The organism is Amycolatopsis anabasis (assembly GCF_009765355.1).
Classification (GTDB): domain Bacteria; phylum Actinomycetota; class Actinomycetes; order Mycobacteriales; family Pseudonocardiaceae; genus Amycolatopsis; species Amycolatopsis anabasis.
This window is the reverse complement of sequence record NZ_VTHK01000009.1, coordinates 1-26,415: the sequence shown is the minus strand read 5'-3', so window position 1 is coordinate 26,415 and position 26,415 is coordinate 1. Positions and strand designations below refer to the sequence as shown.

22 protein-coding genes are annotated in these 26,415 nt (G+C 69.4%); 10 read left to right on the top strand and 12 right to left on the bottom strand.

All coding sequences use genetic code 11. The features are described 5' to 3' along the window. Positions 1–248 precede the first annotated feature (248 nt). On the top strand, positions 249–2,300 hold the full coding sequence (locus FXO23_RS13950; RefSeq protein ID WP_158884786.1) for a prolyl oligopeptidase family serine peptidase: 2,052 nt from the start codon (positions 249–251) through the stop codon (positions 2,298–2,300). 53 nt (positions 2,301–2,353) lie between these two features. Here FXO23_RS13950 and FXO23_RS13945 read toward each other — a convergent pair whose 3' ends face one another. Continuing rightward, positions 2,354–3,856 carry an alpha/beta hydrolase gene (locus FXO23_RS13945; RefSeq protein WP_158884784.1) on the bottom strand — a complete coding sequence of 501 codons (1,503 nt, stop codon included), beginning with the start codon at positions 3,854–3,856 and terminating at the stop codon, positions 2,354–2,356. A gap of 135 nt (positions 3,857–3,991) precedes the next feature. Next, positions 3,992–4,741 carry a dienelactone hydrolase family protein gene (locus FXO23_RS13940; protein WP_218951996.1) on the bottom strand — a complete coding sequence of 250 codons (750 nt, stop codon included), beginning with the start codon at positions 4,739–4,741 and terminating at the stop codon, positions 3,992–3,994. Between the two features lie 103 nt (positions 4,742–4,844). On the opposite strand from FXO23_RS13940, the gene FXO23_RS13935 reads away from it, so the two are divergent. After that, positions 4,845–5,321, top strand: a complete 477-nt coding sequence (locus FXO23_RS13935; protein WP_158884782.1) for a cupin domain-containing protein — start codon at positions 4,845–4,847, stop codon at positions 5,319–5,321. Here FXO23_RS13935 and FXO23_RS13930 read toward each other — a convergent pair whose 3' ends face one another. From FXO23_RS13930 to FXO23_RS13920, 3 genes are all read right to left on the bottom strand, one after another. Next, positions 5,322–6,566 carry a flavin-dependent oxidoreductase gene (locus FXO23_RS13930; RefSeq protein ID WP_158884780.1) on the bottom strand — a complete coding sequence of 415 codons (1,245 nt, stop codon included), beginning with the start codon at positions 6,564–6,566 and terminating at the stop codon, positions 5,322–5,324. A gap of 54 nt (positions 6,567–6,620) precedes the next feature. After that, complete coding sequence (locus FXO23_RS13925) at positions 6,621–7,028, bottom strand: DUF4345 domain-containing protein (protein WP_158884778.1); 408 nt, start codon at positions 7,026–7,028, stop codon at positions 6,621–6,623. 79 nt (positions 7,029–7,107) lie between these two features. Next, positions 7,108–8,646: a substrate-binding domain-containing protein gene (locus FXO23_RS13920; RefSeq protein ID WP_158884776.1), complete on the bottom strand. Its 1,539-nt coding sequence runs from the start codon at positions 8,644–8,646 to the stop codon at positions 7,108–7,110. 260 nt (positions 8,647–8,906) lie between these two features. Here FXO23_RS13920 and FXO23_RS13915 point away from each other — a divergent pair, with 260 nt between their 5' ends. The 4 genes from FXO23_RS13915 to FXO23_RS13900 all read left to right on the top strand — a co-directional run bounded on the left by FXO23_RS13915 (position 8,907) and on the right by FXO23_RS13900 (position 13,183). Next, a complete protein-coding gene (locus tag FXO23_RS13915) occupies positions 8,907–9,314 on the top strand; it encodes a hypothetical protein (RefSeq protein ID WP_158884774.1) in 408 nt (135 codons plus the stop codon). Between the two features lie 91 nt (positions 9,315–9,405). After that, complete coding sequence (locus FXO23_RS13910) at positions 9,406–10,359, top strand: GlxA family transcriptional regulator (protein ID WP_158884772.1); 954 nt, start codon at positions 9,406–9,408, stop codon at positions 10,357–10,359. Positions 10,360–10,393: 34 nt separating this feature from the next. Next, on the top strand, positions 10,394–11,866 hold the full coding sequence (locus FXO23_RS13905) for a xylulokinase (protein ID WP_158884770.1): 1,473 nt from the start codon (positions 10,394–10,396) through the stop codon (positions 11,864–11,866). Positions 11,867–12,034: 168 nt separating this feature from the next. Continuing rightward, positions 12,035–13,183 carry an HNH endonuclease signature motif containing protein gene (locus FXO23_RS13900; RefSeq protein WP_158885174.1) on the top strand — a complete coding sequence of 383 codons (1,149 nt, stop codon included), beginning with the start codon at positions 12,035–12,037 and terminating at the stop codon, positions 13,181–13,183. Positions 13,184–13,209: 26 nt separating this feature from the next. On the opposite strand, the gene FXO23_RS13895 is transcribed toward FXO23_RS13900, so the two are convergent. Next, positions 13,210–15,174, bottom strand: a complete 1,965-nt coding sequence (locus FXO23_RS13895; RefSeq protein ID WP_246257218.1) for an MFS transporter — start codon at positions 15,172–15,174, stop codon at positions 13,210–13,212. 124 nt (positions 15,175–15,298) lie between these two features. On the opposite strand from FXO23_RS13895, the gene FXO23_RS13890 reads away from it, so the two are divergent. Together FXO23_RS13890 and FXO23_RS13885 are read left to right on the top strand one after the other, a co-directional pair. Beyond that, on the top strand, positions 15,299–15,739 hold the full coding sequence (locus FXO23_RS13890) for a MarR family winged helix-turn-helix transcriptional regulator (RefSeq protein ID WP_158884766.1): 441 nt from the start codon (positions 15,299–15,301) through the stop codon (positions 15,737–15,739). A 44-nt stretch (positions 15,740–15,783) separates the two neighbouring features. After that, the gene (locus FXO23_RS13885; RefSeq protein WP_158884764.1) at positions 15,784–16,458 is read left to right on the top strand and encodes an O-methyltransferase; all 675 of its coding nucleotides are present in this window, start codon (positions 15,784–15,786) and stop codon (positions 16,456–16,458) included. Positions 16,459–16,470: 12 nt separating this feature from the next. Here the strand turns inward: FXO23_RS13885 and FXO23_RS13880 are convergent, their stop codons facing one another. The 4 genes from FXO23_RS13880 to FXO23_RS13865 all read right to left on the bottom strand — a co-directional run bounded on the left by FXO23_RS13880 (position 16,471) and on the right by FXO23_RS13865 (position 22,930). Next, the gene (locus FXO23_RS13880; RefSeq protein WP_158884762.1) at positions 16,471–18,255 is read right to left on the bottom strand and encodes a hypothetical protein; all 1,785 of its coding nucleotides are present in this window, start codon (positions 18,253–18,255) and stop codon (positions 16,471–16,473) included. Positions 18,256–18,792: 537 nt separating this feature from the next. Further along, complete coding sequence (gene secD / locus FXO23_RS13875; protein WP_158884760.1) at positions 18,793–21,132, bottom strand: protein translocase subunit SecD; 2,340 nt, start codon at positions 21,130–21,132, stop codon at positions 18,793–18,795. Between the two features lie 88 nt (positions 21,133–21,220). Beyond that, the gene (locus FXO23_RS13870; protein WP_158884759.1) at positions 21,221–21,544 is read right to left on the bottom strand and encodes a hypothetical protein; all 324 of its coding nucleotides are present in this window, start codon (positions 21,542–21,544) and stop codon (positions 21,221–21,223) included. 240 nt (positions 21,545–21,784) lie between these two features. Then, entirely contained in the window at positions 21,785–22,930 is a 1,146-nt protein-coding gene (locus FXO23_RS13865; protein ID WP_158884757.1) for an epoxide hydrolase family protein, read from the bottom strand. 64 nt (positions 22,931–22,994) lie between these two features. On the opposite strand from FXO23_RS13865, the gene FXO23_RS13860 reads away from it, so the two are divergent. Next, a complete protein-coding gene (locus FXO23_RS13860) occupies positions 22,995–24,023 on the top strand; it encodes a helix-turn-helix transcriptional regulator (protein ID WP_158884755.1) in 1,029 nt (342 codons plus the stop codon). Here FXO23_RS13860 and FXO23_RS13855 read toward each other — a convergent pair. After that, entirely contained in the window at positions 23,959–25,194 is a 1,236-nt protein-coding gene (locus FXO23_RS13855) for an MFS transporter (RefSeq protein WP_158884753.1), read from the bottom strand. The two genes, FXO23_RS13860 and FXO23_RS13855, sit on opposite strands and share 65 nt — an antisense overlap. A gap of 87 nt (positions 25,195–25,281) precedes the next feature. Then, positions 25,282–25,710 carry a VOC family protein gene (locus FXO23_RS13850; RefSeq protein WP_158884751.1) on the bottom strand — a complete coding sequence of 143 codons (429 nt, stop codon included), beginning with the start codon at positions 25,708–25,710 and terminating at the stop codon, positions 25,282–25,284. Between the two features lie 268 nt (positions 25,711–25,978). On the opposite strand from FXO23_RS13850, the gene FXO23_RS13845 reads away from it, so the two are divergent. Continuing rightward, on the top strand, positions 25,979–26,415 hold a 437-nt coding region (locus tag FXO23_RS13845), incomplete at its 3' end, for a DUF222 domain-containing protein (RefSeq protein WP_246257216.1).

Here is a 26,415-nt window from a genome sequence, read left to right as displayed (position 1 = left end):
AATTCACGTTTATCGGTCACGTTCATCGTTTCCGGCCCCACCTTGAAGTGAGTGTTTCACAAACGTACTTGCACTTGAGCATTTGAGTAATTCAGCGACGGACGCCACCGGTTGATCCACCGCCTCGGCGAGCGGATTCCGGGCAGCGCTCACCGCCACCCGCTCACGAGCCGCCCTTGACACCCGGCCTGCCCTTCAAGATGATATGAACATCTGGATGATGTAACCATCCGAACTTGAGGAGAAGCGTGGCTGCCATCGAGACGCCCCGGCGACCGATCACCAAGACCATCGGCGGGGTGACCTTCGAAGACCCGTACGACTGGCTGCGGGCCGGGACCGACGAGGTGCTGGACTGGCAGAACCGCCAGGTGGCGGCTGCGGTCGAAGCGGTGCGGTCGTCGCCGGCGTTCGAGGCCGTGCTGAAGTCGTTGCGCTCGTGCCCCTCGAGCGCGGAAGCCCTGCTCGGCACCCGGCTCGCGGTGGCGGGCCGGTGGTTCTGGATCGGGCGCAACGACGAGGGAACGGCGCAAGCGGTCCGCGTCTCCGAGCAGCGCGACGGCGCGGGCCGGGTGCTCGTCGACGCCGCCGCGATAACCGCACGCCGCGGCGACCAGCGGCCCACGATGTTCCTGTACGCGATCCCGTCACCGGACGGGCGGCTCGTGGCGTTCAGCCACTCCGCGGGAGGCGAGCCCTTCGGCCACTACGGCGTGGTCGAAGCCGGCACCGGCCGCCTGCTCGACACGGCCGAGCCCACGATGCAGGGCAACATGCTGCGGGTCGGATGGCTGCCCGACGGCACCGGGTTCTACCTGCACGGTCGTTCGCCGGACGGTCGGCACGCCCTCCGCTTCGCGGCCGTCACCCCGGACGCAGTGGCGCGGCCCGAAGCGGTTTTCGAACACGGCGACGTCTCCCCCACCGCGCTCGGGCTGACCCCGCAGGTGTCGCCGGGCGGCCGGTACGTCCTCGGGGTGACCGTGCCGCACGAATACGCCGCCTCGGTGATCGGTGAGATCGCGACGGGCCGGTGGCGGCGGTTCACGCCCGACGGCTTCGACGCGGAACTCCACGGCGCGTGGCTCGACGACGACACCTATCTGGCGATCGCGACCGACACGCCGCGCGGCCGGGTGGTGGCGGTGCCCGCGGCGACCTCGACCGACCAATCGAGCTGGCGCGAAATCATCCCCGCCGGTGACCGCGTGCTGCGCTCACTGGACATTGTGGATGGTCGGCTGGTCGTCTCCGCGCTGCGGGACGTGTCGCTGGACATCACCGTCCACGAACTCGACGGCACCCCGGTCGGCACGGCTCCGCTGCCCGGGGCCAGCGCCTCCTTCGGCCTGGTGCTCGACCGGGCCAGGCCGCGTTCGGACGAATTCACCTTCTCCGCCACCACGTTCACGTCGGCCGACACCGCGTACCGGCTCGACGTCGGCACCGCGGAACTGGAAATCGTCGAGCCGGGCGAACAACTCGACGGCATCGCGGTCGAGCAGTACTTCGCGACCTCGGCCGACGGCACCCGAATCCCCTATTTCGTGATCGCCCGCGCCGACCTCGACCGCGCCGCACCACGACCGACGCTGGTCAACGCCTACGGGGGTTTCAACATCCCGCTGCTGCCCGCTTTCCTCGGCGAGAACGCGCCCTTCGTCGACGCGGGCGGCGTGTACGTGCGGGCGAACCTGCGGGGTGGCAGCGAGTACGGGCGCGACTGGTACGAGGCGGGACGGCTGCACCGCAAGCAGAACGTCTTCGACGACCTGCGTGCGGTCGCCGAGGACCTGATCGCGCGGGGCATCGCGACACCGCGAACGCTGGCCTTCCACGGCGCGTCCAACGGCGGGCTGCTCGCCGCGGTGGCCGCGGTCCAGCAACCGGAACTCTGGCGAGCGGTGGTCGCGCAGGTTCCGGTGCTGGACGTGCTGGAGCCGCTGGCCGACGTTCCCGGCGTCGAAGGAATCCGTTCGGTGTACGCCAAGGACTACGGAAATCCCGATGATCCCGCCGACGCCGCGGTGCTCTACCAGTATTCGCCGTACCACAACGTGGTGCCCGGGGTGCGGTACCCGGCGGTGCTGCAGGTGATCGGCGAACGGGACATCAGCTGCCCGCCCTTCCAGGGCCGCAAGTTCACCGCCGCGCTGCAGCACGCCACCGCGAGCGAACACCCGATCCTGCTGCGAATCTGGAACGACGTGGGCCACGGCAGCATCGATCCGGCGCTGGCCGCCGAACAACGCGCCGAGATCCTCGCGTTCGTCATGCACCAACTCGGCCTGGCGCCCTGACCCGCCGAGCGGTGGCGCCGGGAACGGACTCCCCGGCGCCACCGCTCGATCGGTCATGCCCGGTAGGGCCCTGCGGTGAGCGGCTCCATGGACTGCGTGCCGACGACGCCGGGTTTCTCCAGCGACGGGCAGGACAGGCCGTCCCGCGGCACCTTCAGATCGATCAGGTACGCGTCCACCGCGTCGTTGACGCACTGGCTGCGGCCCGGGTGGTAGGCGGTGTGGCCCCAGCCCTCGTAGGTGATCAGGTGCGCACCGCTCTGCTCCGCGGCGGTCCGGTTCCACCGGTACACCGTCGCCGGGTCGTGCACGTTGCCGATCATCACCAGGGGCGGGGCGTGGTCGATGTCCAGGGGCTTGCGCGGGTTGGTGTACTTCACCGGGCTACCCACGCAGCTCAACGCGTGATCGACATACGGCGACCACTGGATGTTGGGGAACTTTTTCGCCAGCGCCCCGCGCAACCGGGCGTATTCGGCGAAGTCCTTCACCCCGAAACCCCAGTCGCTGCACCAGATCGCCGGATACGGATTCTCCGAGACGTCGGCGGCGGCCGTCATGTCCAGGACGCCGTTGCCGTCCTTGAGCGCCTTGAGGTTCGTCGCGAGCCTGGTCCACCCCTGCGGGGAGTTCACCCCGAACGCCAGCTGGGACAGGCTGTAGAAATCGATCGGCTGCTTGGTCTGCGGATCCACCAGCTTCCCGGCCTTGGCCTTCTCGCGCAGATCACCGTAGACGGCCTTGGTGTTCTGACCGTGCAGCGCGCATTCGGCGCTCCGGTCGCACCACCCGGCGAACTCCAGGAAGTTCTTCTCCACCGGTTCGGTCTCGGTGAACATGAAGTCCTTGGTGCTGCGCAGGCTGTGGTCCATGTTGCCGTCGGTGACCATAGCCCGGATCCGGTGCGGGAACACCTCGGCGTACTGCTGCCCCATCAGGCTGCCGTAGGAGTATCCGAGGTAGTTGAGCTTGCGCTCCCCCAGTGCTTGCCGGACGGCGTCCAGGTCCCGGACGGTGTGCAGGTTGTCGGCGTGGTCGACGAGCGCGCCGGAGTGCTCGCGGCAGCTGTCGTAAAGCCGCTTGTTCAGGTCGGCCAGCCGGTCGAATTCCGCCTGGTTGGTCGGATGCCGGGCGTTCATCGCATCCTGGGAGAGCTGGGTGTCGCACTTGAGCTGGGTGCTGGTGTTGATACCGCGGGGATCGAAACCGACCACGTCGAACCGCGCGTTGACCTGGTCGGTGAAGACTTCGGTCTGCTTGACCACGTCGACGCCGGAACCGCCCGGCCCGCCCGGATCCATCAGGATCGAGCCGATCCGATGATCGGGATCCTTCGCCTTGCGCCGCGCCAATCCGATGTGGATTTTCTCGCCGCCGGGTTTGGCCCAGTCGAGGGGGACCTCGACGGTCGCGCAGTCGACTCCCTTGGCGTCGGGACAGGGCTGCCAGTCGAGGCCCCGCCCCTGCGCCGCGGCCGTGCCGGGCACCACCACCAGGCCCGTCACGGCCAGTGCACCGGCCGCCAATCCGAGCAGACATCGTCTCCGTGTGCGCATTACCCGTCCTCTCAGTACCTGGGGGACCTCTCAGAACCACGTATACCAGGATTACTGTGGGGTAATCACCAACGAAGCCGCGGTGACTCTCAGTGCGAACCGGCAGTTCGACGCCGCTCCCTGCCACCACTCCGGCTAGTCCACAATGGACGATCCGGTGCCGAGGCATTCGGCCAGAAATCCGCGCAATCCGGACCAGGATCGTTCGGCGGACCGGGCGTTGTACGCGATGCCCAGATCGGGCCGGTTCGCCTGCTCGGCCATGAAGGAATGCAGCGTCTGGCCGAAGGCCCGCACCTGCCAGTCGGCCCCGGCCGCGGTCAGTTCCGCCGCCAGCGCGACGACGTCCTCCGGTTTCGCGAAGGGATCGTCCCAGCCGTGGTACACCGCGATCTTGCAGCCGATCCGCCGCGGGGCGGAGCCGGGCGGCGGGGTCAGCACGCCGTGGAAACTGGCGACCCCGGTGACCGGCAGGCCCGCCCGCGCCATGTCGAGCACGCACAGTCCGCCGAAGCAGAAACCGATGGCCGCGATCCGGGACTCGTCCACCTCGCGGAGCCCGGCGACGGCCGCGACCACCGCGGACAACCGGTCCGCCAGCATGGCCCGGTCATCGAGGAACGGCCGCATCAACGCGTCGAACTCCTCCGGGGTGGAACCGCTGACCCCCTTGCCGTACAGGTCCATGACGAACGCCTGGTAACCCCACGGCAGGACGCGTTCGGCCATTCTCGCCAGTTCGTCGCTGCGGCCCTCCGCCCCGTGGCACACGATGACCGTCGGCGCCGGGCCGCCGGTCGCCGCGTCGCGCAGCAGGATCCCCTCCATGACCACGGCGCCGTGCCGGTATTCGACGGGTTTGCGGAGCACCTCGATCTTCGTCACCGCGGACGATCCCTCCTATCCGTTCACCGGATTCGCATCTTGCCCGAACAAGATCGGTTCTGGTCTGCTGTTCTCGCAGAGCGATAAGCGGCCAGGAGGCGTCATGAACGGCGAGGAAATCGTGCTCGGACCCCTGCCGAAGGGGATCACGCTCGCGAGCGAAGGCATGGGCGGGAAGGTGTGGAACGTGCTCGGGCACACCTATTCCATGAAGTCGGCCGGTGAATCGAGTTTCGCGTTCGAGACCTACGACCCGCCCGGAACCGGGGTGCCGCCGCACGTGCACCCGACCCAGGACGAACACATCTACGTGCTGGAAGGGGTCTTCACCCTCTACCTCGACGGACAGTGGGAGACCGCGGGCCCCGGCGACACCGTGCGCATGCCGAAGAACCTCCCGCACGCCTACTACAACCGCGGCGAGGTGCCCACGCGCGCGCTGTTCTGGGTGAGCCCGGCGGGCCGCCTCGCCGCGCTGTTCGACCAGCTGCACAACCTGGCGGACCCGGACGAGGTCGTCCGGGTGTCCGCCCTGCACGACGTGAACTTCCTGCCGCCGGGTTCGGTCGAAGGTGCCTGATCAGCGGGGGCGGTTCACCTGTTGCCGGGCCGCCCCGGTCACCTGCGCGTAGCCGCTGACCACGGCTTCCAGCGTCGCGGCGTCGATCACGTCCGCGAGCCGGGAAAATCCGTCGGGGGCACGGCGTTCGACCTCGTCGATCACCCGCTCCGGGCCGCCTGCCCGGTTGCGGAGCACCACCTCGCCGGTGGCGGGCAGGCGCTCGTCCTGGTACGCCCGCAACGCGGCACCGGGTTCGGCGTGCCGCGCCAGGTGACCGCCGAGGCTCACCGCGTCCAGAATGGCCTGGCTGGCGCCGTTTGAGCCCATCGGGAACATCGGGTGCGCGGCGTCCCCGAGCAGCGTCACCCGGCCCCGGGTCCAGTGCGGCAGCGGATCCCGGTCGCACATCGGCATTTCGAAGCATTCCCGGGTGGCCTGGACCAATCGGACGTGGTCGACGAGCGGCAGGCGGAACCGGCCGAGATGCCGCGCCAACTCCGCGCGGTCGCCCTCGCGCGCCCAGTCCTGGCGCTTCGGCGGCGGATCTCCGGCCTGCCCGGTCTGGACGCACACCGCCCAGTTGGTGAGCTTGGTGCCCGGCGCGCGCCCTTCCGCGATCGGGTAGACGACCAGCTTGGCCGCGGTCCCACCGGCGATGATCATCGAACGCCCGGTGCCGAAGTCCGGCCAGTCGGTGGCTCCCCGCCACATCAGGACACCGTTCCACCGCGGCGGGCCCTCCGCCGGGAACAGGAGCGACCGCACGGTCGAATGGATGCCGTCGGCGGCCACCAGCACGTCGCCGCGCACCGGCTCCAGCGGATCGCCGCGCCGATCGGCGAACCGCGCCCGCACCCCGCCGGCGTCCTGCTCGAAACCGACCAGCCGGTGCCCGGTCCGCACCGCACCGGCGCCGAGCCGTTCGCGCACCGCGCGGAGCAGCACGCCCTGCAAACCGCCCCGGTGCAGGCTGAACTGCGGGTACGCGAATCCCGCGTCGAGCCCGCAGGGCCGGCGCAGGATCTCCGGCCCCAGCCGGTGGGTGTAGAACAGCTCCCGGGTCCGGATTCCCGTTTCGTCCAACCGGTCCAGCAGCCCCAACTCGGCCAGTTCCCGGACCGCGTGCGGCAGCATGTTGATCCCGACACCCAGTTCGCGGATCTGCTCGCTCTGTTCGTAGACCGCGCAGTCGATGCCCTCGTGGTGCAGCCGCAGCGCCGTGATCAAGCCACCGATCCCCGCTCCCACGATCACGGCATGCATGGCACCCTCCCGTCCCGATCAGCCCAGGATGACCGAATGGCGGCGCAGGCACAATCAGCGGGCGGAAAGGGGTCTTTCGGGACGCTCACCCCGCTCGTCGGCGGACGCCAGCCAGAAGTACAGCGGCGGCAGGGCGAGTTCGAGCACCGCGAGCACGACCTGGAACCACTGCGGCTGCCCGTGGACGGCCATCGAGAGCAGCCGCCCGGCCCCGCCGAGCAGGAAGATGCCGGCGAGCCACCGCACCGCTTTCGCCGGGATCGGCGACCGCCGGGCCGCCCAGATCCAGGCGAGGCCGTACCCGAGGAAAACCGCGCCGTAGAACCGTTCCCGGCTGTCGACGGTCGCACCGGCCGCCCCCTCGCCCGGCACCGAATCGATGCCGAGCACGAAGTGGAAGGCGCCGATCGCCACGCAGGCGATCCCCATGATCAGCATGAGCCACTTGAGAATCTTGGCCACCGCCACCCCCTTCGCCTTAGTAGACACGTGTCCACTAAGGCGAAGGTATGACCACTGCTGGACAGCTGTCAAGTAACGGTCAGCTGGGGTGGCACAGCACGGGGTTCGCCAGTTCCGCGCAGGGCCGGTCGCCGTGGGAGCGGATGATGTCCGCGCCGACCTGGTTGGTCAGGTAACGCAGGAAGCTGGCGGCCAGCGAATCGGCCTTGAGCTCGCCGTAGCTGTAGGCGTATTCCGTCTGCCAGAAGGGATAGGCCCCGTGATCGGCCCCTTCCAGGGTGGCCGGTTGCCCGTCGATCCGCACGGTGAGCACGTCCTCACGCCCCGCGGCGGCCCCGAGTTCGCTGTAGCCGATGGCGCCGGTCGTGCCCGCCACGGCGTTCAGCAGGCTGCCGGTATCGCCCTTCCGGCACCGGATGACTCCGGCGGGCTGGTTCTCGGCCTTCGGCTCCACGCAGTCGTTGGAGTTCTCCCCCGGCTCCACGGCGCCGAGGACCCGCCGTTCGAGCGTGGTCCGCGTGCCCGAATCGGATTCCCGGTCGACCAGGCGAACCGGCCGGTCGTTCCCGCCCAGTTCCTTCCAGTTGCCGACCCGTCCGGCGAAGACATCCCGCACCTGCGCCAGGGTGAGGTCCTGAACTCCGGCGTCTTTGTTGATGACGAGCGTGAAGAGCAGGAACGCGATGGGCCTCGGCAGCAGCTGCGGAAGCCGGTTTCCCTTCATACCGTCGGAAAACGCGAGCACCTCGGGACTCCGCTGCTGGTTCACGGCTTCGAGTCCTTGCGCGCTGCCGTGGGTGTCGACCGTGAAACCGCTGTCCGGGCAGGTTTTCGCGTACAACGCGGTGGCCTCCCGCAGAACGGGTTCGAAGGCCGTGGACCCGGTGACCGTGAGTTTGCCCGTGGCGCAGTCCAGCGGGGCCGGCGGTCCGGTGGCGAGGTCGATGACGAAGGGTTCCGCGAGGCCGACCGACACGAGCAGGTAGACCAGCACGATGAGCCAGCGCGGGACTCCGGTGCGGCTCTTGGTCTCCCGGATGCGTCCGGTTCGGACTCCGCCCTTGATACCGGCGACCACCTCGGGTTCGTCGAACTTCTTCTGGCCGTCACCGGCGCGTTCCAGGACGGTCAGGACCTTGTAGTGCTGGCCGCGGTTCAACGGCGTCCGGGGCAGTTCGATGACGCCCACGGTCCGCCCCGAGTTCTCGACGTTCCGCACGCCCAGCCCCGATTTGGGGCCGAAGTTGTCCCGCAGAAACTCGTCGCTGAGTTCCGTCACCACCATCCCGGCCACCCTGCGCCCGGGGAAGTTGATCTTGACGCCGACCTTGATGTCGTCGAGGACCGCGTAGTCGTTCGTGTCGATGTTGGTGGTGCCGGTGTTCTCGATGCGCAGCAGGACGAACGAGGGATCGACCAGCGGGGCGCCGCTCTCCCGCTCCAGCCTCCGCCACGCGCCCGCGTTCTCGGAGGTGGCCTCCTGCCTGGCCGTGGTGTCCATCTGCACGCGGTAACCGAGCCGCTTGCGGCCGACGAACACGAACTCCCACAGGAACGCGAAGATCGGCACGACCACCGCGAAGACCGCGAGGAAGAGTTCCCAGGGAAAGTTGGACACCGCAAGCCTCCGCCGCGCAGAAGAACGAAACCGGGACGGATCAACGTATTGAGTGCGTGCGAGGTCCGCGCGCACTTCGTCCGGCTGTTCGGCAGTTGTTCATCGGTGCTTAGCTTCGGGACGGCAGTACGAAAATCGCCGCTAGTGCCGGAAGACCCCATTCCACCCGCCGAACCTCCCTAGCGATCGGAGCGCGGGTCCGATGACACTGGGCAGCGAGGTAGGTACTTTCCGACCACTCGAGAGGGATGCGCTGCCCGATGGTGCGGCTGTGGACCCCAAGCGCGGCACGAACCTTCGCCGCACCGGCCGTGGTCTTCGAACCCGGCACCCACCACCCCTTCGGCCCGTACACCGTGGCCGAGCACCACGAACTCGCCGGGAAGCTGAAACTCGGCTACTGGTTGATCTACCCGCACGAATGGTCGGCCGAAGACGGCGGCCCCCAGCGCTGGCGCGAAAACCTCCAAGCCCTCTGCGCCGCCCGCTTGCTCGAAGTGGTGATCCACACCCAGCACCGGATGTGCCTCGACGTCGCGTTCAACGCCGCCGCCGTTCCACCCATCCCGCAACTGACCGAATCCGTGGCCGCCGTCGCCTACCACCGGGACCTGGACCGCCCGGTCCCCAGCGAACTCAGCGCGAAGGCACACCGTCCCGCCACCTAACCTGACCTGGTGACCCTGGATCGGCTTCGGCGGCTCCCCGGTCTGAACCCCGCTCGGGTACGGGTTCCCGCCACGCGCCTACCTTGTGCCCATGCACACCGTGGCCGTTCTCGCCCTGGACGGGGTCCTCGCGTTCGACCTGTCCACCCCGATCGAGGTGTTCACCCGCACCCGCCTGCCCGACGGGCGCGCCGCCTACCGGGTCGGCGTCTGCGCCGCCACGCCGACGGTCGAAACCGAGGCGTTCACCCTCCGGCCGCACCGGGGCCTGGAGGCGCTGGCCGACGCGGACACGATCATCCTGCCCGGCTGCGCCGACCCGACCGCCCCGATCCCGGCCGCGGTCCTCGACGCGTTGCGGCAGGCCGCCCGCCGGGGCGCCCGGATCGCCTCGATCTGCTCCGGAGCGTTCATCCTCGCCGCGACCGGGCTGCTCGACGGGCTTCGCGCGACCACGCATTGGCTCGCCGCCCCGGTGCTCGCCGAGCGCCACCCCGAGATCGACGTCGATCCGGACGTGCTCTACGTCGACAACGGCCAGTTCCTGACCTCAGCCGGCGCCGCGGCGGGCCTGGACCTGTGCCTGCACCTGATCCGCCGCGACCACGGCTCCGCGCTGGCCGCCGACGCCGCCCGCCTGTCGGTCATGCCGCTGGAACGCGAGGGCGGGCAGGCGCAGTTCATCGCGCACGAGCGCCCGCCCGCCCCGCGGGGCTCGGCCTTCGAACCCCTGCTGAGCTGGCTGGAGGACAACATCGGGAAGGATCTCACCCTCGACGACATCGCCGCACACGCCGGGATGAGCGTCCGCACCCTCAACCGCCGCTTCCGTGAACAGACCGGCACCACCCCGCTGCGCTGGCTGCACCGCGCCCGCATCCGCGAGGCGCAGCACCTGCTCGAAGCCACCCCGCTCGCGGTCGACCGGATCGCCGACCGGGTCGGCTTCGGGTCCGCCACCGCCTTCCGCGACGGCTTCAAACGCATAGTCGGCACCAGCCCGCGCGCCTACCGCGTCGCGTTCCGCGGGTCCGGCGCGGAGTAGTCGCCGACCTGATCGCGGAAGCTACTGTCGGAGCATGGATCTTGTCGTCGGTATCGATCTCGGCACGACGTCGGTGAAGGTCGCCGCGTTCACCCCGAACGGGGACCTCGTCCGGTCGCAATCCTTCGACCACCCCACCGCACGGCCGCACGACTCCTGGGCCGAGCAGGACGCCTTGGTGTGGTGGGATATCTGCGTCCGCGGCCTCGAAGCCGTCGCGGCGGGCACCGTGCGCTCGGTCGGCGTCGTCAGCCAGGTCAACACCCATCTCTTCGTCGACGCGGACCTGAACCCGCTGGCCCCCGCCATCACCTGGCAGGACCAGCGTTGCGCGGACGTGGCTCGCGAACTCGACGCCCGGTTCACCGCCGAGGACAAGGTCCGCATCTGGGGCGGCCCGTTCACCCTCGACGCCTCCCGGCTCGTTTCCCGCGCGGCCTGGTTCGCCGCCCGCGAACCGGAGAAGTGGGCGCGCACCCGCTGGATCCTCAGCCCCAAGGACTTCATCACCGCGCGCCTCACCGGACGGGTGGCCACCGACGGAATGTCCTCCATCGGCATGGTGGACCGCACCGGCACGCGTTACCTGCCCGAGGCCGTCGCGCTCGTCGACGGGCTCGCCGAACGTCTCCCGGACCTCGCCGATCCGGTGAGCCCGCTGGGAACCGTGGCAGATCCGGGGATCGGCATCGGCTCGCCGCCGGTGGTCGTCGGCACGATGGACGCGCTGGGCACCATGTTCGGCTCCGGGCTGACCGAATCCGGGCGCGCCATGGTTTCCTGCGGCACGTCGGTGGTCGTCGCGGGCGCGTCGGAACAGCGCAACCCCACCGGGGGCGTGATCACGTTCCCGCCGATGGGCGGGGTGTTCATCCACGCCGGGCCGACCCAGGCGGGCGGCGACGCCCTGCGCTGGTGGAGCCGGGTGTGCGGGATGAGCATCGACGAAGTGGTGGCCGAATCGGCTGGGGTTCCGTCCGGAGTGGTCTTCACCCCGCATCTTCTCGGCGAGCGAGCCCCGTTGTGGGACAGCGATGTGCGCGGCAGTTTCCTCGGGCTCAGTTCGGCCACCTCCCGGCCGGAGCTGACCCGTGCGGTGCTGGAGGGGGTGGCGATGTCCGCCCGCCAGGTGCTCGCCGAGGTCGAGACGGCATGCGGGTTTCGTGTGGAGTCGCTCGCGTTCTCCGGCGGTGGCGCGCGGAGTGATCGGTGGTCGCAGATCTTCGCCGATGTCCTCCGCAGGCCGGTGGAGCGGCTGCGGGTGCGGGACAGCACCGTTCTCGCGGCGGCGCTGCTGGGCGGGGTCGGTGCGGGGATTCATCCGAGTATCGGGGTGGCGGCGCGCGAGGCGGTTCAGGTCGAGCGGGTCTTCGTTCCTGATGCGGCGGCTGCGGAGTGTATCGATCCGTTGTATGGGATCTATAGTGAGTCTTACCGTGCGCTTGGTGGAATTCATGCGGCGTTGCGGGAGTGGCGGGATTCTCGCCGTTTGGCTGAGTTGGGTTGAGTTTCAGGCACGCCTTCGGCGCGCCGTGGGAAACTGTCGCTCCACGGGTCGATTCCCGTCGTTGGTCACCAGCGACAGTTCCCCACGGAACGAGCACGTTTGGTTACGTTGGTTTCTGTGCCCGATTCACCCATTCGAGATAGGTATCGATCTTCCGTTTTCGATAAAATGGGAGGCGTGGAAACAAATACCAGACTTGCAGACCTGAAAGACATTATTCAGTTGGAGGGGGAGGTGATCGCGCGGGCGCAGGCCCGGCAGTTGAGAGCCATTGCGGAACTGGACAACCTGCAAGGAAGATCCCGGGGTGTACCCGTCGAAATCGCTTGGATGTTGAATCTGGTGGAGCACAAGGCGGCGAAGAAAGTGGCACTCGCGCGAACGCTCACCACGCGGCTGCTCGAAACCTTGAAGGCCATGGAAGGCGGGGTGATCGACGAGGAGAAAGCCGCCAAGATCGCCGAACCCACGGCCTATTTGAGCGATGAGAAAGCCCGTGAGGTTGATGCCATCATGGCGAGACGGTTGCAGGGCAAGAACCCGTCCTCGCTGCGCAAGATGGTCAACTACTGGATCGCCAAGATCGACAAGGCGGGATACGAGGCACGGTGCAAAGCCAGGCGAGCTGACCGGCAACTGCAATTGATCCACCAAGACCATGGCATGTCCACTCTGGTCGCGGACGTGCCGGTGGAAAAGGGCAGCGCCGCCTACCACAGCATCGACCGCGAAGCCCGGAAAAGGAAAACCAAGGATGAATCGCGAACCCTGGACCAGTTGCGCGCCGACGTCCTGATCGAGCGGTGTCTCGGCTCGTCCGGCGGCGACCCCAAAGCCGACATCTACGTCTACGTCGACCTGCAAACCCTGACCGGACTCAACAACGACCCCGCCCAACTCGCCGGATACGGCCCCATCCCCGCCACCATCGCCCGCGACATCGCCCACAGCAAAAACTCCACCTGGCGCCGCATCGTCACCGACCCGGTCGCCGGGCTCCCAGTCGACGTCGGCCGCACCCGCTACCGCCCACCCACCGCCCTCGACCGCTACATCCGGCTACGCGACCGCGAATGCCGAGCACCGGGCTGCAACCGACCCACCCAGGCAGGCGACATCGACCACACCCAAGACTGGGCAAAAGGCGGCACCACCGACAAAACCATCCTCGGCGGCTGGTGCGAACGACACCACTACCTGAAGGATCAGCCAGGCTGGAACTTCGAACCCCAACCCAACGGCAACATCACCATCACCACCCCCACCGGCGGCACCTACACCAGCAAACCCGAACCACTCCACGAACCCCGCGGTTAGGAGGTCAGTTCAGAAGGAACCACTTCTCAACCGATCGGGGAACCCGTGTCATGGCGAAGGGCCAGATCCAGATCGTGCCTACCCAAACCCAGCAAACTGACGGTCGTGGTGACCGGCGGGAAACCGCTGGCCACCACTGTGTACGCGCCGTCCGGGAGACCGGTGAACCGGTACCGGCCGTCGGCGCCGGTGGCCCCGGATGCCACCGCGTTTCCGGTCGCGTCTCGCAGTAGCACCCGCGCGTCGGCGACCGGATTTCCGGTGGGTGAGCGGACGATCCCCTGGAGCGAACCGGTCGCCGCGGGTTCTCCGGTGAGCACGACGTCGAAATCGGTTGGGGCGTTCCCGATGGTCAGGGTGGCCGCCTGCGGCTGGTGGTGTGCGGAGGCGCAGATCAGCACGTACGTTCCGGGCCGTGGAACGTCCACTGTGTACCGTCCGTCCGGTCGGCTGATCGCGCGGGACACCTGGTGGCCCTGCTGGTCGATCAGGGTGAAATTCGCTTGGGCGACCGGTAATCCCCGGTCGTCGAGCACCCGGCCGCCGATGCCGGATTCCGGGGCAACCGGAACGGGCTCCACCGCGGGAGCCCGGCGGCGGCCCGGGATGAACACGGCGATCAGCAGGCCGACGATGCCCGCCGCACCGGACAGGACCAGCGCGGTGCGGAAACCGGCCATGGTGGGCACCTCGGCCGTGCCGAACCGGATACTCATATGCGCCAGCACCATGCCGACCACCGCGCTGGAACTGGACGTGCCGATGGACCGCATGAGCGTGTTCAGGCCGTTCGCGGCGCCGGTCTCCGAAGCGGGCACCGCCGCGATGATCAGTGCGGGCATGGCGGCATACGCGAGGCCGACGCCCAGGCCGACGAGCGCGGCGATCACCGACACCTGCCAGACCGCGCCGAGCAGACCGAGCCCGGCGGCATACGCAACCGTGAGCACGCCCAACCCGGCCATCAACGAAGCCTTGGGGCCGCGGGCGGCGGTCAGCCGCGCACCCAGCGGGGAGACCAACATCATCAGCAGCCCCACCGGCGCGACCGCCAGGCCGGCGGCCACCATCGACTGGCCCAGGCCGTATCCGGTGGCGGTGGGCAATTGCAGCAGTTGCGCGGGCACCAGCTGCATCGCGAAGAACGAGAACCCGACCATGATCGAAGCCAGGTTGGTGAGCAGCACCTGGCGGCGCGCGGTCGTGCGGAGGTCGATCAGCGGCTCGTTGATCCGCAGTTCCAGCGCACCCCAGGCGAGGAAGATCACCACCGCGGCGCCGAGCATGCCCAGGGTCAGACCGCTCCCCCAGCCCCAGTCGCCGCCCTTGGAGATCGGCAGCAACAGGCAGACCAGCCCGGCGGAAAGCCCGATCGCGCCGGGAAAATCGAACCGGCCGGGCGCGCGGACCGCCGATTCGGGCACCACCAGCAGAACCAGCGCGATGCTGACCACGCCGAGCCCGGCCGAGCCGAAGAACAGGGTGTGCCAGTCGGTGTGCTCGGCCACCACCGCGGCGGCCGGGAGCGCCAGCGCGCCACCGATGCCCAGCGAGGAACTCATCAGCCCCATCGCCGAGCCGAGCCGCTCCGGTGGCAGCTCGTCGCGCATGATGCTGATGCCCAACGGGATCGCGCCCATGGCGCCGCCCTGCAACGCGCGGCCGGTGACCATCGTGACCAGATCGGAGGTCAGCCCGCACACCACCGAACCCGCCACCAGCAAAGCCATCGCGACCAGCAACATGCGGCGCTTGCCGTACATGTCGCCCAGCCGCCCGAGGACCGGGGTGGCCACCGCGCCGGTCACCAGGGTCGAGGTCATCACCCAGGCCGCGTTGGAACTCGAGGTCTGCAACAGCTCGGGCAGCTTCGCGAGGACCGGGACGAGCAAGGTCTGCATCACCGCGACCACGACGCCCGCGAGGGCGAGCACGGTGATCAGGCCACCGGGTTTGGCCGTGCCTTCCGGCGCGACGGGCTGGGACAGCACTGGAAACCTTCCCCCAAACGCGTGATAAACGCCCGCCCGGCGCGCGTCCGGACGATGTGCACAGTACACAGCATATGTACCATGCATACCTTCGTCCACGGCCTGGGATCAGTGGAGATCAACAATGCTCGAACGCTTGGAACAGGAGCTGATGCTGATTGGCCGCCGCCACCTGCTTGTTCCCAAGGACCGGGACGCCGGGCGGCTGGACCGATCGGCCTACATCCTGCTCAACCGGATCGATGCCGACGGGCCGATGACGATCCGGGAACTCACCGAAGCCTTCGGACTGGACACCTCGACCATCAACCGGCAGACCGCCGCGCTGCTGCGCTGCGGGCTGGTCGAGCGAATCCCGGACTACGACTGCGGTCCGGCCCGCAAACTGCGGATCACCGCCGAAGGGGCCCGCCGGCTGGCCGCCGACCGCGACTGCTACCGCGACCGGATCGGCACGGTGCTGTCCGGTTGGAGCGAGCAGGACATCAAGGAACTGACCGAGATGCTGACCCGGCTCAACCGTACAGTGGAGGAGTACGAGGGTCGGCCGTGGCCCCGTCGATAAGTGTCCACTGTGGATTGACAGAGCGCAGAAGCCCCGGAGGACCGATGAACACGCTGACCACCAAGCCGGTACGCAAGGTACTGGACCGCCTGCTCGCCGAAGAGCGGAACGACGCGGAGATTCTCGCCGGCATCGACGTGCGGGTGATGCACGGGGAACCCGATCGAGGCGGGAAGTCGGTCGAAGAACTCGTGGAACTGTTCGGCGAAGCCCAGATCCCGGTGGACGCGGCGACCGGGGAACTGCTCTACCTGCTCGCCCGAAACCGGAATGCCAGAACCGTGGTGGAGTTCGGTACCTCCTTCGGCGTCTCCACCCTCTACCTGGCGTCCGCGCTGCGCGACAACGGCAACGCCGAAAGCGTGGTGATCACGACCGAACTGGCGGAGAACAAGGTGCGGGCCGCACGGGCGAATTTCGCCGAAGCGTGCCTGGACGACCTGATCGACCTGCGGGAAGGCGACGCCCGGCAGACGCTGCGGGACCTGCCCGCAGCGGTCGACCTGTTGCTGATCGACGGATTCCCGGCCCTGTACCCGGACGTTCTCCGGCTGGTCGAACCGTCCCTCGCGCGGGGCGCGCTGATCGTCGCGGACGGGATACCCGGCGGGCAGGACCTGATCAAGCCCTATCTCGACTACGTCCGGGAACCGGCCAACGGCTACTTCAGCATGGCGTTGCCGCTGGGCGACGGGATCGAGGTTTCCCTCCGGGTGTGACTTCGGCTCCCGTCACAGGAACCGGTCCGGATCGCGGTCGTACCGCTTCGCGCGCAGGATGAACGGCTTCGGATCGCCGGTCTCGTCGGCGAGCCGGCGCAGGCTGTGTTCGGCGTGCGCGCGAAGCGTCTTCCGCACGGACCATTCGGTGCGGCAGGGATCCGCGAGCGCGGGCAGCACGCCAAGCAGGACCGCGATGTGGCCCCGGCGGTTCCCGGGCTGACCGGCACCCCGGATCCGCTCGAGGTCCCGCTCGCGCGGATCGGGCGTGGCGACGATCTCGTCGAGCAGGGACAGCCACTCCGCACCCGGCAGGGCGGGCAGCAGCTCGGCCAGCTCCGCGGCGACCTCGTCCCGGCGGCCCAGCAACCGTTCGTGGTGCAGCCTGCCCGCGCGATCCCCGGCGGCGGCCCTGGCGCGCAGGCAGCCGAAGACCGCGTCCCAGCCCGTCCGCGCGTCCGCCCGGACCGCGAGCGCACGGATGCCCAGATACCGCGCCAGCGGATGCAAACGCGGGCGCGCGCTCGCGCCGGGCGGCGACCACAGGGCCGGCGAGGTGAAGAGCACCGAATCGACGCCGACCGGCGCCGGCAGGAGCGCGGCCAACGCCTCGGCTTCGAGCGGATTCCGCGCGGCGGAAAGGGTGATCAGCGCCTCCAGCAGGATCTCGTCGATCCGCTTCCACTCGCTCAGCCCCCGGACGAACGGATGCAGCAACCGGCGCTCGACGGGAATCCCGGGCTCGGGTCCCGGACTCCGCAGCGCCGCGTCGAGATCGTCGACGAGGTGCGGTTCGTCGTTGAGCTTCCGGAGCAGGAACGCGGTCGCCTCGGGATGACCGCGCGTGAGCCGGTACACCGCGGCGGCGATCGAGGCCGCCCCGAGTTCGTCGGGCCACACGTGGTTCCTGGCCAGCAGGAGCACCTCACCGGCGGGCAGGTCCGGCACCGGGACCGCGAGGACACCGTCCGGGGTGTCCGCACCGCCGCCGGTGGTGACCAGGGTCAGCGGATCGGGCAGCCCCTGCTCCCGGTTGCCGGGAACCGCGGCGAGCGCTCGCCGCACCCGCAGCAGCGAGCGGGTGACGGACATCGCCGCCGGGACCTCCCCGTCGTCGAGCAGTACCAACGCGTTCGCCGGGCTGGATCGCAGATCCGCGAGCAGGGCGGTGACCAGAAGATCGTCCACCCCGCGGCGGACCGCGGGATTCCGGCTTCCGGCCTGAATGCCGAGCTGGATCAGCACGCGTTCGGGATCGAACCGGAAACCCTGGTCCTGGTGGCCGAACCACTCCTGGGCCCGGCGCCAGGTGAATCGCACCATCCGCCGCCCGCGCAACAGCCTGGCGACGGCGCCTTCCGCGAGCCGGTTCGGCTCCGCGGGCACACCCGCCGCCCGCGCCAGGTACCGGAGGAAATCGAGCAGCGCGGCGCGATCCCGGAGACCGTGCAGTGCGCTGCGCAGCCGCATCCGTGCTTGGTCGTGGCTCAGCCCGGCGAAGTTCTCCCGGATGGCGATCTGGGCCAGCACGAAACGCGGGAACGCCACCGCGCCCTGGCTCAACCCCAGCATCATGGCGACCATAACGGGCCGGACGGCGCCCTCGCCGAGGGCGAGCGGGCGCACCAGGACCGCGGGCGTCCGGTCCCGCCACGTCTCGTATGCCTTCTCCAGCAACGCGGTGCGGCCGCAGCCACCGCAGCCCCGCAGCACCAGCACCGGCCTGGCCTCGCCGCCCGCGGGAACCCGGACCAGCTCGTCGAGCAGGGTGAGCAGGCTCGACCGCCCCACAAACACCGTCGACCCTCCTCGACCTGGAAACGAACGCCACCCGCAAGGCGTGCGCACCACCCTGCACATACCGCCCGGGAGGGGTCCCGAGCCCGGCGCGACCAAGGAAGCACTCGCCTGCCGCGAAAATCCGGACGAGGATCCCCTCATCCGGTTGCGCGCCTTCGGCGAGGCGCTGGTGCGCACATCGGACAGAACTTCCTGGCCGCGTGGTTTGAACCTGTGTCCGGCGGGTACTCCTCCTCATCAATTGGTGGTGTGAGGACGTGATCATGGGAGAAACCGGCAATGGGACGGCAGGGAACGCGGTGCTCGCGCTCGGTGAGCGGGTGCGTGACGTGAACCGTGCGCTGAACCAGGCCTGCGCCGCGGGAAACCCGGACGGCATCCGCGGCCCGGCCGATGTCTGCCGGGTGCTCGGGTCGCTGGAACTGTTGGTGGGCAACCTTTCCCGGACCCTGCCCGAACTCGGCGAATGGCTGGAACAGCAGATGTGGTCGGGCCGCCTGGGCGGCGCCGGGGACAGCGCGGCGCTCGACGAGCTCACGGCGTACCTGTTCCGGGTGACGGGTGCGATCGCGCGGGGACAGGCCGCGTGCGCTCAGCTGTCCTACGAGCTGAAGACCGCGCAGGCCGCCGGGGAGCGCCTGGCGGCGACTCCCTGAGCCGACCGCGCGCCTCGAGCAGGATGGCGACCGGGCTCGCGGTGGCGACGGTGGAGACCGTCCCGGCGACCACCCCGAGCAGCAGCGCCAGCGCGAAGTCGGCGAGCGACCCGTCCCCGAACAGCAGGAGCGCGCCGAGCACGAACAGCACACCGATGCCGGTGTTGACCGTGCGCGGCAGGGTCTGCAGCACCGCGGCGCCCACGACCCGGGCGAAGGGTTCCTGCCGCCGAGCCGCGCGCAGTTCCCGGACGCGGTCGAACACGACGACCGAGTCGTTGACCGAGTACCCGATGATGGTCAGCAACGCGGCGAGGAACACCCCGTCGAACGTCTTGCCCAGCCAGGCGAACACCCCGACCACGAGCAGGACGTCCTGGGCGAGCGCGACCACGGTCGCCACGCCGAGGCGCCAGTCGAACCGGATCGCCAGGTAGACCAGCTGCGCCAGCACCGCGAGCCCGAGGGCGAGCAGGGCGTTGGCGCGCAGTTCGGCGCCGAGGCTGGGGCCGATCCTTTCGTCTCGTACTTGAGTTGTCTCCCCGCCCACGGTGGCCACGGCCGCGCGGATGCGTTCGGCGGCCGGCTGGTCCACCGGGCCGGTGCGCACGGAAATGGTGCGGTCGCCGGAGGTCTGCACGACCGCGTCACCGAAGCCCGCGTCCACGACGGCGGCCCGCACCCTGTCCACATCGGACACCGCGGCGGTCGAAAAGTCGAGCACCCGGCCACCGGTGAACTCCACGCCGAGGTTCGGACCGGCGACCGCCAGCCCGGCCACCGCGAGTCCCACGGCCACCCCGGCCGCGGCCAGCCAGCGCCGGGGCCGGGACAGGAATCCGGGATTCCGGCGATCCACCCAGCGCCGCACCCGGCCCTCGTGCGCGAGCCCGCTCAGCTGCGGCCGCTTGCGCGGCGCGGACCGCAGTGCCAGCGGCAGCAACGATCGGACGAGCACGAACGAGGTGAACAGCGCGGCCAGCACGCCGACGGTGAGGGTGGCGCCGAACCCGCGCACCGGTCCGGACGCCAGCCAGAAGAGCAACCCGGCCGCCAGCAGCGTGGTCACGTTGGAATCGACGATCGCCGAGAGCGCGCCGCGGAAACCCCGGTCGCCCGCCCGGGCCAGCGAACCGTTCGGTCTGGCCGCGCGTTCCTCCCGGGCCCGTTCGAAGACGAGCACCGTGGCGTCGACGGCCATCCCGATCGCCAGCACGAATCCCGCCAGGCCGGGCAGGGTGAGGGTGGCGCCGAGGGCGATCAGCGCGGCGTAGGCGACCAGCGCGTAGCCCAGCAGCGAAAGCACGGCGACCAGCCCGGCCAGCCGGTAGGCCGCCAGCAGGAACAGCCCGGTGAGGACGAGCCCGGCCACGGCCGCCCACGCGCTGGCCTCGATCGCCTCGGCACCCAGGGTCGGGCCGACCGTGCGTTGCTCGATGATCTCCACCGGAACGGGGAGGGCGCCGGCGCTGATCAGTTTGGCCAGGTCGTTGGCCTGGTCTTGGGTGAACCGGCCGGTGATGGTGGTGGTGCCGCCGCCCATCCCGGTGTCACAGCGGATCTGCGGATCGACCTGCGGGGCGGAGATCACCCGGTTGTCCAGGACGATCGCCACCCGGCGCTGCGGGTCGCCCGGCGGGAAGCAGGCCGCCCGGCCGGTCAGCCGTTGCCACGAATCGGCGGCGGGGCCGGTGAATTCGACGTTGACGAACCAGCCGGGCCCGGCCTGCGGGTTAGTGCCCGACCGCGCGCGCTCGACGCCGTCCCCGCTGAGCGCGGGCGGGCCCAGCTGCAGCGGCCTGCCTTCCTCATCGGGCAGGGCCGTGCCCTCCCCCGGGGATCCGGGCGCCTCGATGCCCAGCACCGGGCGGAAGGTGAGCTGCGCGGTCTGGCCGATCATGGCCACCGCCTCGTCGGGGTCCTGCACGCCGGGCAGTTCGACGACAATCCGGTTGTCGCCGGAGCGGGCCAGCATCGGTTCGGCCACGCCCAGCGCGTCGACCCGGCGGCGCAGCACTTCCAGCGCGCGGTCGGTGGCCTCCGCGTCCGCGACGACGGTCGGTGAGTTCCGGGTTTCCACCACGATCTGGGTTCCGCCCCGCAGATCGAGGCCCAGGCGCGGGGCGGTGGTGAGCAACAGGTAAGCAGACGCGGCGAGAACGACGAGCGACACCACGGCACGCCCGATCGTCCCCCGCCGCGCACGGGAGCGCGACACGGTGACTGAATCCTCCGTCAGGAACAACTCCACGCGAAGAAACGCGCGGAACCGGCGCCGCACCGCGGTTTTCGCGGGCTGCGGCGAATTACCGAACCGGCTGGCGGGACGGAGGAGCCCGGCCGCCGGAAACGTAACGCGGCGCCGCGTTACTCGCCGGATCCGGCGCGGCACCAGGCCCGGCCGGGATGAGCACGGGGCACGCCGACCAGGCGGTCGGCGGCTCGGAGAACGGGAGATCGTGCGCGTGGGCTTGCGCGACGTGCTGCCGGTTCGCCACCGGTGCGGGGGCGCTCTTGACCCCCGGCGCGGCTTGGGCGTTCGTCGCCTGCCGCGGCCCCGGCGCGAGCTGCGCGGCACCGGCCGTCGCCGTGGTGGCGCCGACCGCGGTCAGCAGGAACGCGAACAGCACCGCCAGCGCGCGCCCGGCGGCTCCGCGGCGCCACCCGGCGTCGCGGTGCTGCGTCGGTTCCCTGCTTTCGGCGATGCGGCCGATACTAGCCGGTCACCGGGCCGGTTCGCCAAGGAACCGGATATCGTGCTCCTCGGCGAACCGCAGCAGGCGCTCGCCCTCCGCGGCCACCTCGCCTCGTTCCACTGTGGACAGTGAATCGGTCGGGTCGATGGCGAAGATCGCGGCGCCGCCGTCCCGCTACCGGTAATCGCGGAAGGTTTCGCGGAGATCGGTGATGATCAGATCCGGTTCCTCCATCGCGCCGAAGTGACCGCCGCGGTCGAATTCGGTCCAGCGCACGATGTTGTTGTTGCGCTCGGCGAGCCGGCGGATCGGCAGCGCGATGTCGTGCGGGAACACCGCGACCGCGGTCGGGGTCCGCGAGTCCGGTTCCGGTTCACCCCAGGTTTCGGTGCCCTCCTTGTAGTAGCGGGCCGAGGAACCCGCGGTGCCGGTGAGCCAGTAGAGCATCACGTTGGTCAGCATCGCGTCCCGATCCACCGCGTCCTCGGGAACCTCCTTGGCATCGGTCCACGCCTTGAACCCGTCCGCGATCCAGGCGAGCTGGGCGACCGGCGAATCGGTGAGCCCGTAGGCGATCAGCTGCGGTTTGGTGCCCTGGATGGCGGCGTAGCCACCGAGCTCGTACTCGTACCGGAACTGCTTCTCGACGCTGCGCTTCTCCGCTTCGACGGAGAAGTCGGCGTTCTCCTGGGTGGCGCTCGCGGAGAAGACCGAGGTGAGGTGCACCGCGGCCACGTGCTCGGCGTCGACGAGCCCGAGTTCGCGCGAGACCAGGGAACCGAAATCGCCGCCGTGCGCCCCGTACCGGGAGTAGCCGAGGCGGCGCATCAGCTCCGCCCACGCCCGGGTCACCCGGGACACCGTCCACCCGGTCTCGCGGGTGGGGCCGGACAGCGTGAATCCGGGCGGCGAGGGCACCACCACGTGGAAGGCGTCGGCCGGATCGCCGCCGTGGGCCCGCGGATCGGCGAGCGGGCCGATCACGTCGAGAAACTCCACGAGCGAACCGGGCCACCCGTGCGTGAGCACCAGCGGCAGCGCGTCCGGCTCCGGCGAGCGGACGTGCACGAAGTGGATGTCGTGCCCGTCGATCTCGGTGGTGAACTGCGGGAACGCGTTGAGCTTGCGTTCGGCCGCCCGCCAGTCGTAGCGCGTGCGCCAGTACTCCGCCAGCTCCCGCAGGTAACCGACCGGGATGCCGTTGGCCCAGCCGACCCCGGGCGGCTCCTCCGGCCAGCGGGTGTCCGCCAGGCGCCGGGTCAGATCGTCCAGATCCGCCTGCGGGATGTCGATGCGGAAGGGCTTGATGGTTTCGTCCATGGCACCCACCGTAGGAACAGTGGCGGACAACTCCTGTCCTCCACTTCTGGCAGACTCGGCGAATGTGAAGGAGACCTCGGCCCGCTTGCTGAAACTGCTCGCCCTGCTGCAGACGCGCCGCGAGTGGTCCGGTGCGGAACTCGCCGAGCGGCTGCGGGTGAGCACCCGGACCGTCCGCCGCGATGTCGACAAGCTGCGCGACCTCGACTACCCGATCCAGGTCGACATGGGTCCGGCCGGCGGCTACCGGCTCGGCGCCGGCGCCGAACTCCCGCCGCTCCTGCTGGACGACGAGGAGGCCGTCGCCGTCGCCGTGGGGCTGCGCACCGCGACCGGCAGCAGCGTCACCGGCATCGGCGAGACGGCACTGCGGGCCCTGGTCAAACTCGAGCAGGTGCTGCCGCCCCGGCTGCGGCACCGCATCGACGCCCTGCGGGTCTCCACCGTGGAGATCCCCGGCACGCCGTCCGTGGACGCCGATGTGCTCACCGCCATCGCCGCCGCCTGCCGGGATCGCCAGCGCCTGCGCTTCGACTACCACGGCCACCACGGCGAGGAGAGCGTGCGGATCACCGAACCGCACGAGCTGGTGACCTGGGGGCGCCGGTGGTACCTGGTCGCCTGGGACGTCGAACGGGAGGGCTGGCGCACCTTCCGGGTCGACCGGATGCGTCCCCGGATCCCGACCGGCCCGCGCTTCGCGCCCCGCGAGATCCCGGGCGGCGACGCGGCCGCCTTCGTCTCCCGCGGTGTCGCGCGGATGTGGCCGTACCAGGCCACCGTGCTGCTGCACGCCCCGGCGGACTCCCCGCACGCGCGCAGTGCCACCACCTACGGGCGGATCGAGCCGGTCGACGAGCACACCTGCCGGTTGACCTTCGGCGCGGACACCCCGCATTCGCTGGCGTTCCTGCTCGGCGCGCTCGAGGTCGACTTCGAGGTCGAGGATCCACCAGAACTCGCCGACGCGCTGCTGCAGCTGGCCGATCGGTTCCGGCGCGGCGCGGCGAACCTTTCCCCGCGCGCTGTCAGCGGTGGCGGAAGGCCGGGTCGCGGCCGAGGAGCAGGGCGCTCACGGCCGCGACCACCATGAATCCGGCGATGACCAGCATGCCCAGGCGGTAATCGCCGGTCAGATCCTTGAACCAGCCGGTGAGATAGGGGGCGACGAACCCGGAAGCGTTGCCCAGTGCCGCGATCACCCCGATGCCACCGGCCGCGCCCGGGCCGGTCAGGAACATCCCCGGGAGCTGCCACCACACCGGCAGCACGATGAACGCGCCGACCGTGGTGATCGTGATCGCCACCATGACCAGCAGCGGCGACCGGAGGTAGAGCGCCGCGCCCAGGGCAGCCGCGGCCGGGAAGAGCGGTACGGCGATGTGCCGGATGCGTTCCCGGGCGCGGTCGGATTTCCTCGCGTACAACCACATCGCCACCGCGGCGGCCCCGGACGGGAACGCGGTGATCAGGCCGATGTGGTAGGTGGACAGCTGCATCCCGAAGTCGTTCCGGAAACCCGCCACGATCTGCGGGAGGAAATAGGTGAGGGCGTAGAGGCCGCCGCTGGTGCCGAACCCGATCAGGGCGACCACGTACAGCCGGTAGTCGCTCAGCGCCGCGCGCAGCGAACCGCTTCCGTGCTCGACCACGCCACCGTGCTCCGCGGTGAGCTTGTCGCGGAGCGCGATCGCCTCTTCCGCGGGCAGCCAGCGGGCGTCCTCCGGCCGGTTCGGCAGCAACTTCGGCACCAGCAGGCTGAGCAGGATGGCCGGTGCGCCCTCGGCGAGGAACATGAACCGCCAGCCGGGCAGGCCGAAGGCGTCGACGTCCATGAGCAGCGTCGACAGGGGCGTGCCGAGCGCCACGGTGACCGGCACGGCGAGCATGAAGAGCGCGGTGAACCGTCCGCGTTCATATCGGGGAAACCAGTCCGTGAGATACAGGATCATCCCGGGCAGGAACCCCGCTTCGCAGGCGCCGAGCAGGAATCGCAGCAGGTAGAAGCTCGTCTCGCCCTGGATGAACGCGGTCGCCGTGGCGCACACGCCCCAGCTCGCGGTGATCGCCGCGATCCACAACCGGGCGCCGACCCGGCGCAGAATGAGGTTGCTGGGCAGCTCGAACAGCGTGTAACCGGCGAAAAGGAGCCCCGCCCCCAGACCGAACGCGGTGGCGCTGAATCCGAGGTCGGCATTCATCTCCACCGCGGCGATGCCCACATTGACCCGGTCCAGATAGTTCACCAGGAAAAGCAGGGCCATGAATGGCAACAGACGTCGACCCGCACGTCGAACGCCGCTGTTCAGGAACGCGCCTTCATGCATCAAATTATATCCCCAGGGAGGTCGTCAGTGGACGCAGAACTCGTTGCCCTCCACGTCTACCATGGTCACGAAATACTGACCACGTTCACGACCGGTCCGGCGGGCCGAAGCGCCCAGTTCGCACAGCCGGGCCACCAGCGCGTCGACCCGTTCTGCCTTCCGTTCCAAGGAGTCTTCCCGGTCGGTGGCCTGGATGTCCAGGTGCAGCCGGTTCTTGCCGTGCTTTTTCTCCGGGACCGCGAGAAAGCAGATGCGCCCGCCTCCCTCGGGGTCGCTCACCGCGGCGAAGCGGACCCGGTCGGGCTCCGGAAAGCCTTTTCCGATCTGGTAGTCCATCCAGGTTGGATAGCCTTCCGGTGCGGTGTCTATTTGGTAGTCCAGGGCGGCGGCCCAGAAAGTCGCCATCCGGTCCGGGTTCTCGCAGTCGATGACGACCTGGAAGGTTCGAGGCACGTGCGCAGTATGCCGGTGTACGGGGTGGTGGGACAAGGGGTTGCCGGGTTGACGTCCGAGCGGTGGTTGCCGGATTGGGGAGTTGGGTTGGGTTTCAGGCACGCCTTCGGCGCGCCGTGGGAAACTGTCGCTCCACGGGTCGATTCCCGTCGTTGGTCACCAGCGACAGTTCCCCACGGAATGAGCACGTTTGGTTACGTTGGTTTTAGTTCCAGATTCACCCATTCGGGAAAGGTGTTGATCTTCCGTTGTCGATAAAATGGGAGACGTGGAAACAAATACCAGACTTGCAGGCCTGAAAGACATTATTCAATCGGAAGGGGAGGTGATCGCGAAGGCGCAGGCCCGGCAGTTGAGAGCCATTGCGGAACTGGACAACCTGCAAGGAAGATCCCGTGGCGTGCCCGGCGAAGTCGCCTGGATACTGAAACTGACCGAGCACAAGGCGGCGAGAAAGGTGGCGCTCGCGCGGACACTGACCACGCGACTGCCCGAGACCTTGAAGGCCATGGAGGGCGGGGTGATCGACGAGGAGAAAGCATCCAAGATCGCCGAACCCACGGCCTATTTGGGCGACGAGAAAGCCCGCGAAGTCGATGCCATCATGGCCAACCGGTTGCAGGGCAAGAACCCGTCCTCGCTGCGCAAGATGGCGAACTACTGGATCGCCAAGATCGACAAAGAAGGGTATGAGGCTCGATGCAA

Excerpts from the sequence above, each read along its gene's own strand:
- FXO23_RS13885 (WP_158884764.1), top strand. The coding sequence starts at position 15,784 with ATGAACACGCTGACCACCAAGCCGGTACGCAAGGTACTGGACCGCCTG.
- FXO23_RS13915 (WP_158884774.1), top strand. The coding sequence starts at position 8,907 with ATGGTGCGGCTGTGGACCCCAAGCGCGGCACGAACCTTCGCCGCACCG.
- FXO23_RS13865 (WP_158884757.1), bottom strand. The coding sequence starts at position 22,930 with ATGGACGAAACCATCAAGCCCTTCCGCATCGACATCCCGCAGGCGGAT.
- FXO23_RS13890 (WP_158884766.1), top strand. The coding sequence starts at position 15,299 with ATGCTCGAACGCTTGGAACAGGAGCTGATGCTGATTGGCCGCCGCCAC.
- FXO23_RS13900 (WP_158885174.1), top strand. The coding sequence starts at position 12,035 with ATGGGAGGCGTGGAAACAAATACCAGACTTGCAGACCTGAAAGACATT.
- FXO23_RS13910 (WP_158884772.1), top strand. The coding sequence starts at position 9,406 with ATGCACACCGTGGCCGTTCTCGCCCTGGACGGGGTCCTCGCGTTCGAC.
- FXO23_RS13855 (WP_158884753.1), bottom strand. The coding sequence starts at position 25,194 with ATGGCCCTGCTTTTCCTGGTGAACTATCTGGACCGGGTCAATGTGGGC.
- FXO23_RS13945 (WP_158884784.1), bottom strand. The coding sequence starts at position 3,856 with ATGCGCACACGGAGACGATGTCTGCTCGGATTGGCGGCCGGTGCACTG.
- FXO23_RS13935 (WP_158884782.1), top strand. The coding sequence starts at position 4,845 with ATGAACGGCGAGGAAATCGTGCTCGGACCCCTGCCGAAGGGGATCACG.
- FXO23_RS13905 (WP_158884770.1), top strand. The coding sequence starts at position 10,394 with ATGGATCTTGTCGTCGGTATCGATCTCGGCACGACGTCGGTGAAGGTC.
- FXO23_RS13930 (WP_158884780.1), bottom strand. The coding sequence starts at position 6,566 with ATGCATGCCGTGATCGTGGGAGCGGGGATCGGTGGCTTGATCACGGCG.